10 protein-coding genes are annotated in these 14,548 nt (G+C 43.7%); 6 read left to right on the forward strand and 4 right to left on the reverse strand.

Annotated features, from left to right (window positions below):
- Positions 1-51 precede the first annotated feature (51 nt).
- The gene (locus ABIB39_RS09220; protein WP_354429270.1) at positions 52-2,847 is read left to right on the forward strand and encodes a TonB-dependent receptor; all 2,796 of its coding nucleotides are present in this window, start codon (positions 52-54) and stop codon (positions 2,845-2,847) included.
- Positions 2,848-2,960: 113 nt separating this feature from the next.
- Positions 2,961-4,430 carry a beta-helix domain-containing protein gene (locus ABIB39_RS09225; RefSeq protein WP_354429272.1) on the forward strand — a complete coding sequence of 490 codons (1,470 nt, stop codon included), beginning with the start codon at positions 2,961-2,963 and terminating at the stop codon, positions 4,428-4,430.
- Between the two features lie 78 nt (positions 4,431-4,508).
- On the opposite strand, the gene ABIB39_RS09230 is transcribed toward ABIB39_RS09225, so the two are convergent.
- Both ABIB39_RS09230 and ABIB39_RS09235 read right to left on the reverse strand, forming a co-directional pair.
- A complete protein-coding gene (locus tag ABIB39_RS09230) occupies positions 4,509-5,801 on the reverse strand; it encodes a hypothetical protein (RefSeq protein WP_354429274.1) in 1,293 nt (430 codons plus the stop codon).
- A 45-nt stretch (positions 5,802-5,846) separates the two neighbouring features.
- On the reverse strand, positions 5,847-6,119 hold the full coding sequence (locus ABIB39_RS09235) for a hypothetical protein (RefSeq protein ID WP_354429276.1): 273 nt from the start codon (positions 6,117-6,119) through the stop codon (positions 5,847-5,849).
- An 81-nt stretch (positions 6,120-6,200) separates the two neighbouring features.
- Between ABIB39_RS09235 and ABIB39_RS09240 the strand changes: the two genes are divergently transcribed.
- Together ABIB39_RS09240 and ABIB39_RS09245 are read left to right on the forward strand one after the other, a co-directional pair.
- Positions 6,201-6,560: a hypothetical protein gene (locus tag ABIB39_RS09240; RefSeq protein ID WP_354429277.1), complete on the forward strand. Its 360-nt coding sequence runs from the start codon at positions 6,201-6,203 to the stop codon at positions 6,558-6,560.
- A 66-nt stretch (positions 6,561-6,626) separates the two neighbouring features.
- Positions 6,627-7,181 (forward strand): arylesterase, encoded by a 555-nt coding sequence (locus tag ABIB39_RS09245; protein ID WP_354429279.1) that lies wholly within the window; start codon positions 6,627-6,629, stop codon positions 7,179-7,181.
- 76 nt (positions 7,182-7,257) lie between these two features.
- On the opposite strand, the gene ABIB39_RS09250 is transcribed toward ABIB39_RS09245, so the two are convergent.
- Entirely contained in the window at positions 7,258-8,592 is a 1,335-nt protein-coding gene (locus ABIB39_RS09250; protein WP_354429280.1) for a rhodanese-like domain-containing protein, read from the reverse strand.
- Positions 8,593-8,720: 128 nt separating this feature from the next.
- Here ABIB39_RS09250 and ABIB39_RS09255 point away from each other — a divergent pair, with 128 nt between their 5' ends.
- Positions 8,721-9,197 carry a tol-pal system YbgF family protein gene (locus ABIB39_RS09255; RefSeq protein ID WP_354429281.1) on the forward strand — a complete coding sequence of 159 codons (477 nt, stop codon included), beginning with the start codon at positions 8,721-8,723 and terminating at the stop codon, positions 9,195-9,197.
- 69 nt (positions 9,198-9,266) lie between these two features.
- On the opposite strand, the gene ABIB39_RS09260 is transcribed toward ABIB39_RS09255, so the two are convergent.
- Positions 9,267-11,336: a M13 family metallopeptidase gene (locus tag ABIB39_RS09260; RefSeq protein ID WP_354429283.1), complete on the reverse strand. Its 2,070-nt coding sequence runs from the start codon at positions 11,334-11,336 to the stop codon at positions 9,267-9,269.
- 483 nt (positions 11,337-11,819) lie between these two features.
- On the opposite strand from ABIB39_RS09260, the gene ABIB39_RS09265 reads away from it, so the two are divergent.
- Positions 11,820-14,510, forward strand: coding sequence for a valine--tRNA ligase (locus ABIB39_RS09265; RefSeq protein WP_354429284.1), 2,691 nt, complete (start codon positions 11,820-11,822; stop codon positions 14,508-14,510).
- Positions 14,511-14,548 lie beyond the last annotated feature (38 nt).

A 14,548-nucleotide genomic window follows, 5' to 3' on the forward strand; every position in this document is an offset into this window, starting at 1 on the left:
AACATTCAACTAACATCGCGGTAATAATTTTGCGGTATTAAATTAATACACGTGAAAAAAGTTTTATCCGCAATCACCGTTCTATTCGTTTTAACCCTTACGGCAGGCAATTTACTTGCCCAAACTACGGGCCGCATTTCCGGTAAGGTCATCGACCAAAAAACCAGCGAAACCTTAATTGGCGCTACCGTTAACATTGAGGGCACTACAAAAGCTGCCGCAACCGATGTTGACGGCCATTATGTATTAAGCGGCCTTGCGCCGGGCAAATATGTAGTATTGGTTAGGTACATAGGTTACCAAAACAAAACCATATCTGATGTTGAAGTAAAACAAGGCGCTAATACCCCCCTTGATATTACCGTGGGCCAGGCCGAATCAAAAGCGCTTAATGAGGTTACCATTAAGGCTACTTATCGCCAGCAATCAATAGGCGCTTTATATGCTATGCAAAAAAATAGCGTATCAATATCAGACGGTACATCTGCCGAGGTTATAAAAAAATCGCCTGACCGTAACACTGCCGACGTTTTGAAGCGTGTAAGCGGCGCTACCGTGCAGGATAACAAATTTGTGGTTATCCGCGGGTTGAGCGATCGTTACAACAACGCAATGCTTGACGGTGCATCGTTACCAAGCACCGAGCCTAACCGCAAAGCGTTCTCGTTTGATATCGTGCCATCAAACCTGGTAGAAAGCCTTAATATTACCAAAACCGCTACGCCAGACCAACCCGGCGATTTTGCAGGTGGATTGATCCAGATAAATACCAAAGATCTTCCGGAACAAAATTCTATATCATTTGGTATTGGTGCAGGTTATAATACTGCATCTACAGGCAAAACCTTTTTAAGCGGCCAGCGCAACGCTACCGATTATTTTGGGTTCGATAATGGTAAAAAACAGTTGCCAAGCGGCTTTGTGCCATACTCAAGCATTGTTAACGGGTTAAACTTAACCCAAAACAGGGCTTTGCTAAAAAGTATCTCTCAAGATTATAACATCTACAAAAACACTGCGCTGCCAACACAAAACTATCAGTTTACTTTATCAAGGGTTAAAGACTACGAAAAAACAGGGAACCGTTTCGGCGCTATTTTGGGTTTGACATACCGCAATTCGCAAACTATTGCCAATGATGTTAAACGCGATGCTTACGGATATGATTATAATGATGATATCTATAAATTCTCTACTAACATAGGTGCTTTATTAAACCTCGGTTATTCGTACGGTAAAAATAAGATCACGTTCAAAAATGTATATAACAGGATTTACGACGACCAATTTTTGCAACGTACAGGTAGCAACCAAGCAACAGGTTCTGATGTAAAATACTACGCCTTTGATCTTTTACAAAAAGCGCTATTTAAATCAACCTTAGAAGGTAACCACCCGCTCGGCGAAAAAGGCGCTAAAATAAATTGGAACTTAAGCTACAGCAATGTGCTTAACGACCAGCCACAGCAACGTAAAGTAAGTTACTCGCGCAACATAGGCAGCGGCGACCCTTTTGAGGCTAACGTATCTACTTTGGGTAAGGATAACGCGACCTTATATGCTAAACTTAACGAGAACCAATACTCGGGTAGTGTTAACTATTCAATGCCATTTAAAATGTTCTCTCAGCCGGCAACGTTTAAAACCGGTTTAACCAGCTTGTACCGTAACAGGAGTTATAATGTACGTTTCTTAGGTGCTGTAGTTACCGATGATCCTAATTTGAATGACCCGGATTTCATACGCCCGTTAAAACAACGCCCTGTTAACACATTGTTCCGTAGCGATGTGCTTAACGCAGACATTTACAAATTAGATGAAATAGACGGCTCTGATGACTCGTATGCCGCACACTCGTTAACAAACTCCGGTTATTTAATGTTAGATAACAAACTTACCGATAAATTGAGGTTGGTTTGGGGTGCACGTGTTGAGCAGTTTGACGTAAACGTAACACCGGTAAGCAAAAGGGCCGATGGTATAGTAAAACAAAACTATGTAGACATTTTACCATCTGCTAACTTAACCTACAGTTTAACAGATAAAATTAACTTAAGGGCATCATACTCACGTACGCTTGCACGCCCAGAGTTTAGGGAGCTATCTATATCTCAATACTACGATTACGAATTGTTAGCATTGCAACAGGGTGACCCTAATCTGAAAAGATCTAACATAGATAACGTTGACGTTCGCTTTGAGCTGTATCCATCAGCCGGGCAAATCATCTCAGTATCGGGTTTCTATAAACGTTTCAAGAACGCTATCGAAACATACAATAACGATGTTAACTCAACCCGTACCATTACCTACTTTAACTCTGACAGGGCTAACGTAATTGGTGCCGAGTTCGAAATTCGTAAAACGTTAGACTTTTTGTATAACACCAATTTTATGAAAAATACGACTGCTTATGCAAACGTGGCCGTTATAAAGTCAACGGCATATAATCCTACTGATGCAGGTATAAACTTTAAATACACAAAACGCACGTTAGTGGGCCAGGCGCCATATGTTATCAACGCCGGTTTACAACATTCGTTCCTTGATAACAAACTAAACTTTAATGCCTTGTACAACAGGGTAGGCCGCAGGCTTAATGTTGCAGCGGGTGCATTATACGAAGATATTTGGGAAGCACCACGTAACGTGTTCGACGCACAACTTGGCCTTAAAGTATTTAAAGGCAAAGGCGAAATTAAAGTTACCGCAGCCGATATCTTGAATAACGCCAGTACTTTCTACTACGACAATAACTTTAATAAAAAGGTTGACGCCGGCGATGGCATCCAGAGCAGCTACAAGCCGGGCTCTACCTATTCGGTTGCATTTACTTACACCCTATAGTGTTAATATAGGGTTAACATCCGCCTATGTTATTTAACATAGATATAAACAGCTCTTAACCTTAAGTTGAAGGCACTTGTGTTATTTTGAAACAGAAAATTAAAAATCAAAAAATGAAAAAAATTCTATTAGTAGCGGCACTTGGCTTTACCATATTAGCCTCAAGCTGTTCAAAAAATACTGTTGACCCGGGTGATGGTGGCGGTATTGTTACCCCACCGGTAACGGGTGATGGTGTTGTAACTGTAAACGCTGATATTACTACAGCAACAACTTGGAAAGCAGATAAAATTTACCTATTAAAAGGTAACGTATTTGTAACCAGCAATGCTACTTTAACTATAGAGCCCGGCACTATCATTAAGGGTGATAAAGCGACTAAAGGCGCTTTGATAGTTACCCGCGGTGCAAAGATACAAGCTGTAGGTACTGCAGATAAACCTATCGTATTTACATCAAACGTAGCTTCTGGTGGCCGTTCACAAGGCGATTGGGGTGGCGTTATCCTTTTAGGTAAAGCTCCAAACAACGTAGGTACTTCTGTATCAGTCGAAGGTATCTCTGATGCTACTGATAAAGGTAAGCATGGTGGTACTGATGCTGCTGATAACTCTGGTACAATGAAATATGTACGTATCGAGTACGCGGGTATCGCTTTAAGCCCTGATAACGAGATCAATGGTTTAACTTTTGGTAGTGTTGGCTCTGGTACTACTATAGAGTACATTGAAGTTTACCGCTCAGGTGACGATTCTTTCGAATGGTTTGGTGGTAGTGTAAATGCTAAACACTTATTAGCTATTGATGGATGGGATGATGATTTTGATACCGACAACGGTTTCTCTGGTAAGATCCAGTTTGGTTTAGCCCAGCGTTTAGCTGCAACTGCCGACGTATCTGGTTCAAACGGTTTCGAATCTGATAACAATGCAACAGGTACTAACGGTACACCACAAACAAGCGCGGTATTCTCTAACATGACTATCTTAGGCCCGGTAGAGTTTATCAAAACTCCTACAGCTAACCCTCCGGGTGTTAATGCTAACTTCCAGCATGGTGCTCAGATCCGTCGTAACTCGGCTATCAGCATCTTAAACTCTGTTATAGTTGGTTATACTGAAGGCGTATATTATGATGATGCTTTACCAGCAGGCGGTGCAGAAAACGCATCTGCTAACTTAGCATCTGGTGCATCTGTATTTGCTAATAACATCGTAGCAGGTAGCAACGGTAAAAACAACCAGATCAAAGCTTCAAACGCAACAATTTTAGCTACAATTACTGCAAAATTATTATTAAACAACACATTTACCACTGATCTTTACGGCGCTGGCATCTATACAGACCCATACAAATTTGGTGCGGATATCGCTCCTGCTGCAAGGGCTGGTGTTCCGGTATTTACTCAGATAGGTACTTCACCAGCTTTGACCGGCGCGGTATTTACTGATGCAAAAGTCAATGTTGATTTCTTCACTAAAGTTGCTTATAAAGGCGCTTTCGGTACAGAAGACTGGACTTCTGGTTGGGCTAACTTTAACCCACAAGCTATGGCTTACACTACTCCAGGTGCTGTTAAATAGTCAGGAAAATAATTAATGAATATTGAAAAGGCTACCCATACGGGTAGCCTTTTTTGTTTATTGACTTGCTGTTCTTGTTTACCTGTTGTACGGATATTCGTTTATCCAGTGGAAGCCCCGGTTTAGCAGCCTGAAATTTTTAAGATCATACTTTTTTAACTGTATGATAACTGAGTCCTTTTTGAATGTGCCTTTAAGCAGCAACAAGTCCTTCGCCGGTCGGCTGTAGGTATAATAAGCCTTGTTAAGGGTATCTGCATAGCTAAACATAACAATAGTGTGTTTATTGGTATCAATCTTAAAATCGTGCGTTTTAGTGCTGTCGTTACTCATGATAACCCTTGCTGCGCCGCTGTAGCTAATGGTGAGTTTATCCCAGCGCGTGGTATCTGATTTTAGCGGTGCAATGGTATCCTTGTTACGCACAAAACTTTGCACGTTGTATATGCCATACAGTGGTGGTTTCTTAGCCTTGTCGCCGTATTGAGTGGCTGCATCCACATCACCGTAAAAATTCATGGTAATAGTATAAACAACCAATACGTATTTTAATGTGGTTAGGGTGATGTTTTTCCAACGCTTTTTAAACTGGTGCCGGCCAAGGTTGGCGGGCTGTGCGGGTTTGTTGAATATAAAAAAATTGCTCAACCGGATAAAGTCCTTACTTAAAATATATCCGCACATAATAACCAACATAGTGGATAACAGTTTAACCGGCACATCAAAACAATAGTTGATAGCCATAATATTGCCCGCCACTACAAGGCCTATAATGGCCCCCAAAGTAGATGTACGCCTGAAGAATAGGAGTACCCCGCACATAAATTCGGCAAAACCTGTAAAGTAGTTAAACCCGGTAGAGTAGCCCATATACGTCCATGCCAGGCCCATAGGCGATGCATTGCCGAATGGTTGCAGCAACCTATCGGGAGATGGCCCCGGGAACTGTAGTTTAATGATCTTTACGCATCCATAAGTTATCATGGTGATGGCAACATAATAGCGAACAATTACGGTAAGCCAGTAAAACAGATTGTTATAGTTGCGCGCTTTGCGGTCGGCAACGCTCCATATAATTGCGCCGATGACTGCAAGTACAAGGCCAAAAAGCAGTAATACGAAATCGTAAGTGGTATCGCCGCTGCCGTTTGTGAAAGTATCTATAGGCTTCTTCATGCCTAATATATGTGTGCCTATCCATACCATTAAGCTGTGTATCGGCACGATATATATTTCATACAATTTGTCAATATTGGGCAGCACCCCGTTAGGGTTAAAAATGATGTACTGGATAAAAAAGATAAAGAAAAAGCGCAGAGCGATCTTTCGCCCCGGCGACCAGTAAGCTGGTTCGGCAGTTGTAACAGTCATTGTGTTAGGGTTTTGTAACCCTAAAATAGCAATAAACTGTTATGATTAATTATTGAGCACGTTTTTTAATTCAGAGACACTAACGGATCCGGCAGGTTTTCCTTTAAGAAGTACTGTAATGTTGTCTTCGCTTTTGTGCAATTGCAGCCGGCCGCTGAACAAGTTGTTTTGTGCAGAAGATAAAAATCTGTTAAGATTACTGGCGGTTTCTTTGCGGCAGGCCAGTTCGGCTATACCATCGGTGATTACCAACCTCAGCTTTTTATTGTCAAGTTGTATGTTTAGCTGCAGCCCGTTATGGAGGTTGAATGTTTTCATCTACCCTTAAGTTTTATGATAAATTTTTGCGCCAAAACTATTTGTTTAAGCAATTGTAATTTATAAAATAATTATAAACCCATGATACCCATATTTTTTACTGTAGGAGATAACAGACCGGTTAATATAATCCCAAACACACAGGCGCAGGTTGACGGGCACCCCGTGCTCACTTATACCTATAATGTGTATCGTAGCGAAGGTGGCTTTGATAACGAGGAAGAGATCCGCCAGGAAAGTGAACTATTACTCGAGACAAAAACCGATCCTAATTACCTTGGATACATTACGTTTGAAGAGCCTGGTAAGTTATTTACCTACACATCAGGTGGCCATGATGAACTTAGCTCGGCCGAAATTGAAGAAATAATTGAAAATATAACCCATTACCGCGACCACCCGGGGTTATGGAATGTAGATGGATTAGATTCGGAAAAGTAGCTTATTAAAGATTAAGACAAAGTTCAATATTTACAATATTTTCTCTGGTCGGTCGTCCTTAAATCAATGAAGAATATATTATTTTTTGGTGATAGCTTAACTGCAGGCTATGGTTTGGCAAGCGCGGTTACAGAGTCTTTCCCGGCGTTAATGGGAGCAAAACTAAAGGCCGATGGGTTGGATTATAACATCATCAATGCCGGCGTAAGTGGCGATACCACAGCCGGCGGCTTATCCCGGTTAGATTATTGGCTAAGTAAACCTGTTGATATATTTGTACTGGAACTGGGTATAAACGACATCCGCAGGGGAGTGTCACCAAACATTATCGCTCAAAACCTACAGCATATTATTGATAAGGTAAAAAGCAAATACCCGCAGGCAAAGGTAGTACTGTTGGGAATGGAGTTGCCGGTGTTTTTAGGCGGTAATATCGCGGTAGCATTTAACAGCATTTACCAGAAACTGGCGAAGGATAACCAAGTAGCCTTAGTGCCGTTCTTGCTGGCTGGTGTGGCAGGAGTAAAGCACCTCAACCTGTGGGACAGGGTCCACCCATCTGCCGAAGGCTACAAAGTAATTGCAGAAACTGTATGGCCGGTGATAAAGGGCGTATTGTAGAAACAACAATATAGGACGAGTTGACAACACTCAAGCCAATCTAACTTAGTCAGTTAAATTCGCCTAATCCCTGTATCTATTGCCAATCTTTGATCGCTTCACCCAGATCATAAACCGGAACATTGCTGATAGCAGCCTCGATAACCCCTGCTGCCGCAGTAGAACGGTAGCCCGCGGCGCAATGTACTACAATAGGTTTATCGGCAGGGATCTCGCTAACACGTTCGCGAAGTTCGGGTAACGGGATGGTAAGCGAGTTGTCAAAAATTTTACCGCCTTTTATCTCGGCCCAATTGCGTACGTCTATGATGGTATAATTATCGGGGTGCGCTTTAAAATCGGCATAATCGATATTAGCAGATTGCTCTTTGGCATTAGTCGATGTAAGAATGGCGGCAATGATATTTTTCTCGTACCCTATCTTAGCTGTTTTACGAATAACTATTTCCAGTTCTTCGTCAGTTGCTGCTATTAAGTAAAACTGCTCGTCAGGGCCTATTATTGAGCCTAACCAGGTTTCAAATTTCTCGGCGTCCTGCAAATTGATGGCATTTTTTAAATGTCCGCTGCGGTAAGCTTCTTTGGTACGGCTATCTACAATTAAGACTTCTTTTTCCAGTTTAATATCTGTTGATGGGCGGGTAACCATGCCAATGCTTTCTTCAAAATTGGGCGCGCCGGTTTTGTTCAGTTCCACATCGTAACCAAAGTATTTGGGCATAAAGGGCTGGTCGGCCAGTAGAGTATTTACAAAGGCCAGTTCGTCCATTAGTTGCAGCGCGTAGTTGTCGCGCAGTTCCTTGCCAATACTGCTATGCAGATCGGGGCTCATGCTTTTCCCGCAAAGCGAGCCTGGGCCATGTGCCGGGTAAACCGTAACATCCGCGGGTAAGACCATCAGTTTATCGCGTGTACTGTGATACATCTGGCGTGCCAGTTCTTCTTTTTTAGCGGTAATATTACCTGCATTCTCGCGAAGATCGGGGCGACCAACGTCTCCTGCAAAAAGGGTGTCGCCGGTAAATACCGCACAATCGCGCCCTTTCTCATTCTCTAATAAAATACAGATAGAATCTGGCGAGTGGCCCGGCGTATTAATAGCTTTTAGCTTAATATCATCCAGATAGATCACATCGCCATCATCAAAACTTTCGTGGGGGTAACCGGCACCGGCAAGCTTGCTTACATAAATAACCGCGCCAGTAGTTTGGTGGATCTCGAGGTGAGAACTCACAAAATCGGCATGCGGGTGGGTTTCGATCACGCCGGTAATATCCGCATTATGCAGTTGGGCAAAATCATAGTAAGGCTGCGGGTTTCGGGCAGGGTCGATAACAACCATTTTGCCTGAGCGAATTATAGCGTACGACGCATGCGCCAATCCCTTATCGTAAAATTGATGAACTATCATATAATGTGTCAGTGCCGCAAAGATATAGGTTTAGATGAAAGGTAAAAAGCGGGGAATGTAGGGGAGAGGTAAAGATTATATAAAGTATAAAAAGGATATTATACTTTAGTGCAATAAATTAAAAGAATATGGCAGATACTCCATTCGTGCGTGGTAAGGTTGTTTGGTTATACACCATCCCGCAATTTATATTGCTTTTTTCGTTGTTTTGGTTTTTCTCATTATTTACTGAGGACCGCACGGATGTGATCTTTGGCGTCTTAGTTTACTGGTTTATTGTTTACATAGTAAGAAATTTGGTTGCAAGCGAGCATCGTAAAGGTGTAGCAGTCCTAAAAAGGAATAATTTTGAGCAGGCTATTCAGCATTTCCAGGAAAGTGTTGCCTATTTTGAACGATATCCTTGGGTAGATAAATACCGGCCCATTACTTTACTAAGCTCATCAAAAATGTCCTATCGAGAAATGGGTATGTGTAATATAGCCTTTAGTCTTATTCAGTTGGGCAGGGGTGCTGAGGCAAAAAAAATTTATAATGATGTGTTGGAAGAATATCCCGAAAATGGAATAGCCATCGTAGCACTACGAATGATGCAATCGGCATAAAACAAACAAAACCCGGTCTCTCAACCGGGTCTGTCTATATACTTGATATTAATACTTGCTACTAAAAACCTACCAAACTCTTATTCGCTCCTCAGGTTTCTTATACATCTTATCTCCCGGTTTTACATCGAATGCGGTGTACCAGGCATCCATATTAACAACAGGTGCGTTGGTGCGGAATTGCTCCGGCGAGTGCGGGTCTGTAAGGATACGTTGCGCGGCAGCCTCGGGGCGTTGCACGCTGCGCCAAACCTGTGCCCACGATAGGAAGAACCGTTGGTCGGGTGTAAAGCCATCGATCTTTGTAGTCGACTGGCCTTGTTTGGTTTTTTTATACGCTTCGTAAGCTACGTTAAGGCCACTAAGGTCGGCAAGGTTTTCACCAAGAGTAAGTTTGCCGTTTACGTGGATGGTATCCAATACGGTAAAGGCATTGTACTGGCCAACAACCTGATCTGCACGGGTTTTAAATTTGTCGGCATCGGCTTTGGTCCACCAGTCGCGCAGGGTGCCATCGGCATCGTACTGGCGGCCTTCATCGTCAAAACCGTGGGTCATTTCGTGGCCAATAACCGCCCCGATACCACCATAATTCACCGCGTCATCTGCCCCAAAATCAAAGAATGGAAACTGTAGGATCCCGGCAGGGAAAGCGATCTCGTTATTGGTTGGGTTATACGATGCGTTAACTGTTGGCGGGGTCATACCAAAACGGGTCTTATCAACCGGTTTTCCCAGGCGGCTCACGTTAAAGTTGTAGCGCCAAACAGCAATGCGCCTTAGGTTACCTGCGTAATCAGTGCGGTTAATAATTAAGCCGTCATAAACTTCCCATTTATCGGGGTAGCCAATTTTTACGGTAAACGCTGCCAGCTTTTTAAGTGCGCGTGCCTTGGTTTCTTCGCTCATCCAGTCCAGGCGTTTTATGCGGTCGCCAAGGGTTACTTTCAGGTTGTTCACCAAATCTATCATGTATTTTTTGGCCGCTGGTGTAAAGTATTTCTCTACATAAAGCTGTCCCAATAACTCGCCAATGCTGCCGTCAACCAGGCCGCTCATACGCTCGTTGCGTGGGGTTTGAGCTTTTTGGCCGCTAAGTGCTGCGCTATAGGTAAAACCTGCATTCACAAAAGGAGAGCTTAAAGTAGAAGCGGCACCACGCAGGATGTTCCACTTTAAATAAGTCTTCCAGTCCTCCACAGGTGTAGCGGCAAGCAAAGCATCCGCATCTTTAAAGAAAGTTGGCTGGCCAACAATGATGGTATCCTGCCCCGTTGCTTTGAGCATCGGCAGTATCTGTACCCAGTTTAAATGCGGGGTTGTTTTGCTGAAATCGGCCACGGAAAACTTGTTGTAGGTGCCATTTGGGTCGCGCTGCGCCACGCGGCTCAGTTGCGATTTTGCCAGGGTTTTTTCGATATCGAAAATGGTGCCTGCATTTTTAGCGGCAGTAGCTGCATCAGTACCTGTTAAAGTGAACAGCTTAGTGATGTAAGTCTTCAAAGCATCCTGGATCTTTTTGCTGCGGGCGTCGTCCTTCAGGTAATTATCCCTGTCCGGCAGGCTGGTACCACCTTGCCTCAGGCTGATGATGTATTTATCTACATGCTTATCATCCTGGCCTACGCCAAAGCCAAATAGCGGGCTGCCTATGCCGTTAACGCGTTCGTAAACTAATTCGTTAACGATGCCTTTAAGATCGGTTATGTTGTTGATGCGGGCAAGGTCTGCGGTGATTGGGGTGTAAGCTTTCTTCTCGATACCAAGGCTGTCCATACCACTGGCGTACAGATCGCCTACGCGTTGTTTAAGGGTGCCTTTTGGCTGGCCTGGCGTTTTGCTAACCTCGTTAAGCAGGCCCAACAGTCGGTTGGTGTTTTCCTGTCGGAGGATATTGAAGCTGCCCCAGCGGGTTTCTTTCGCGGGGATGGCGTTCTGTTTGATCCAGTTGCCGTTGGCATAATCAAAAAAATCGTCGCCGGGTTTTACCGACAGGTCCATATTGGCCGGGTCGATATACTTTTTAGGTGGATCGTTTGGTGATTTTGTTTTGGGGTGTTTGTCGCCGGTGGCAGCAAACACGTTGGCCGATAAGCACAGGGCACCCATCAGCATTAAGTTGGTGAACTTTAGTTTCATGATAAATCAGTAAAACGTGAAGTTAATTATTTTATCTGCCGGATGACAAATATCGTGGCAGGGCCAACTACTTATTAAACCAGTTTATAACAAATGACAAACGGGACATTTTTATAAAAGCTGCCAAAAAACGATTTACAGGCAATGTTTTCATACCGGGTGCAAAGTTTACATAGTATAAACGGCTGTGTGTAAAAATATTGTTGCTGATTGTGACGAGAGGGTAATTTATAATAATTCCACATAATTAGCACGCAGGTTTACTTACCCGGCGGCACTGCGTGCGCGACCCTCTCTGCTCGCAAAGAGGGCGGGGAAGGAGCCTCAATCTAAACCGTTCTATGGAAGAGGCATTTTTTTTATACCCTCTTTGCGAAGCAGAGAGGGTGGTCGAGCGAAGCAAAGACCGGGTGAGTACATTGCCGCGCGTTTAGTGCGATTTACCTGTTCCCAATTAGCGCCAAATAGTTATTTTTGCAGGCTATGAGTATTGCAAAAACCTATTCGCCCGCAGAAGCTGAAGAAAAATGGTATAGTTACTGGTTACAACACAACTTCTTCAGGTCGGTGCCTGATGAGCGCGAGCCATATACTATTGTTATCCCTCCGCCTAATGTTACCGGCGTTCTGCACATGGGCCATATGTTAAACAATACCATACAGGATGTACTGATTCGCCGTGCCCGAATGAAAGGCAAAAATGCCTGCTGGGTACCGGGAACAGACCATGCCAGTATAGCCACCGAAGCTAAGGTTGTTGCCATGCTAAAAGAGCGCGGTATCAATAAAAAAGATATCAGCCGCGAAGAATTTTTGAAATATGCCCTGGAGTGGAAAGATAAATACGGCGGCATCATTTTAGAACAGCTCAAGAAGTTAGGTGCATCGTGCGATTGGGAACGTACCAAGTTTACTATGGACGATGACATGAGCGAATCTGTTATAGATTACTTTGTTCACCTGCATAAAAAGGGCTGGATCTACCGCGGCGTGCGCATGGTAAATTGGGACCCGCAAGGTAAAACCGCGGTAAGCGATGAGGAAGTTATCCGTAAAGAGGTAAACCAGAAGCTATATTATATTAATTATGAGGTTGCTGGGGACGAGGAACGGGGAGCGGATGAAGGGCGCACAACACACCACACTCCACGCACCCAAAGCCATATAACCATCGCCACCACCCGCCCCGAAACCATTATGGCTGATGCGGCTATCTGTATCAACCCTAACGATGAGCGTTACACCCACCTGCATGGTAAAACGGTATTTATTCCACTGATCGACCGCGAGATCCCGGTGATACTGGATGAGTACGTTACCATGGATTTTGGTACCGGATGTTTGAAGGTTACCCCGGCGCATGACCTGAATGATTATGAACTTGGGCAGAAACATAAATTGCAGATCATCGATATACTAAACGATGACGCCACACTGAACGATAAAGCACAGATACTGGTTGGCGAAGACCGTTTCGTTGCCCGTAAAAAAATAGCGGTGCTTTTAGAAGATGCAGGCGCGTTAGAAAAAACTGAAGACTACACCTCGCAAATAGGATTTAGCGAACGTACAAATGCTGCCATCGAACCAAAACTATCAATGCAATGGTTTTGCAAAATGGCGGAGTTGGCTAAACCCGCTTTGGAATACGTGACCAATGGTGATGTTAAACTTATCCCCGAGAAATTCATCAACACCTACCGCCATTGGATGGAGAACGTTAGGGACTGGAACATCAGCCGCCAGTTGTGGTGGGGCCAGCAAATCCCAGCTTATTACCTGCCAAACGGCGAGTTTGTTGTAGCCAAAACTAAAGAAGAAGCTTTATTAGAGGCTCAAAAAATTGATGCCTCATTTACGATAAGTGACCTTACCCAGGACGAAGACGTTTTGGATACCTGGTTCTCATCCGGCCTTTGGCCTATCTCGGTTTTTGATGGTGTGCGTAACCCGGATAATGCCGAAATAAACTACTATTACCCAACAAATGATTTGGTTACCGCTCCCGAGATCTTATTCTTTTGGGTAGCACGAATGATTATGGCAGGGCATGAATTGCGCGAGACAAAACCGTTCACCAATGTTTACCTTACCGGTATTGTTAGGGATAAACTTGGCCGCAAGATGTCGAAGTCGTTAGGTAACTCTCCCGATCCGCTTGATCTTATAGCGCAATACGGTGCCGATGGTGTGCGTGTGGGTATGTTACTATGTTCGCCTGCCGGTAACGATCTGATGTTTGACGAGAAATATTGCAAGCAGGGAAGTGGGTTCGTTAACAAGATCTGGAATGCCTTTAAACTGGTTAAAGGCTGGGAGGTAGATGATAGTTTAACATCAAAAAACGAAACTGCTATTGCTTGGTTTGCAAGCCGGTTTAACCAGGCCCTTGCCCAAATAGAGGACGACTTTAAGCAATACCGCCTCTCTGAAGCGTTGATGGCGACCTATAAGCTTGTGTGGGATGATTTCTGCGCGTGGTACCTGGAAATGGTTAAACCTGTTTACCAGCAAGGAGTAGAGCGCCAGAAGATCGACGCTCGAACCTACAGCGCTACGGTAGCATTTTTTGAAGATATTTTAAAAGCGCTGCATCCCTTTACACCATTTTTAACTGAGGAGCTATGGCATGACGAATTGTTTGGTGAACGTGCAGAACTGGATTGCTGTATTGTTGCACAATTGCCAGTAAATGGGCAAGTAAATACTCAGTTGATAGCCGAGGTAGAGGTTGTGAAACAATTAATAGAAAAGATCCGTAACACCCGGGACACCAATCAGCTATCGCCAAGAGATGCGCTTCCGCTGGCTGTAAAAGCTGGTTCGGGTATTAGATATGACAGTTACGAGGCCATCATTAAGCAACTGGGTAACATTAGCGAGTTAAGCTTGGTTACCGATGCGGTAGCAGGCTCAAACAGCTTTATAGCAGGTACAGACGAATTTTTTATTAAACTGAATATCGAAATTGATGTTGCTGCTGAAACAGAACGACTTACAAAAGAAAAGGAATACCTCGAAGGCTTTTTAAAATCGGTTAATGCTAAGTTAAATAATGAGCGTTTTATGGCAAATGCCAAACCCGAGATAGTTGAAAACGAATTAAAAAAGAAAGCTGATGCAGAGGCCCGGCTAAAAATAGTTGAAGATAGTTTAAGCGGATTGGCAGGCTAATTGCATAATTTGATAGGATACATATCTAAATGATAACT

This window comes from Mucilaginibacter sp. UYP27 (assembly GCF_040547175.1).
Taxonomy (GTDB): Bacteria; Bacteroidota; Bacteroidia; order Sphingobacteriales; family Sphingobacteriaceae; genus Mucilaginibacter.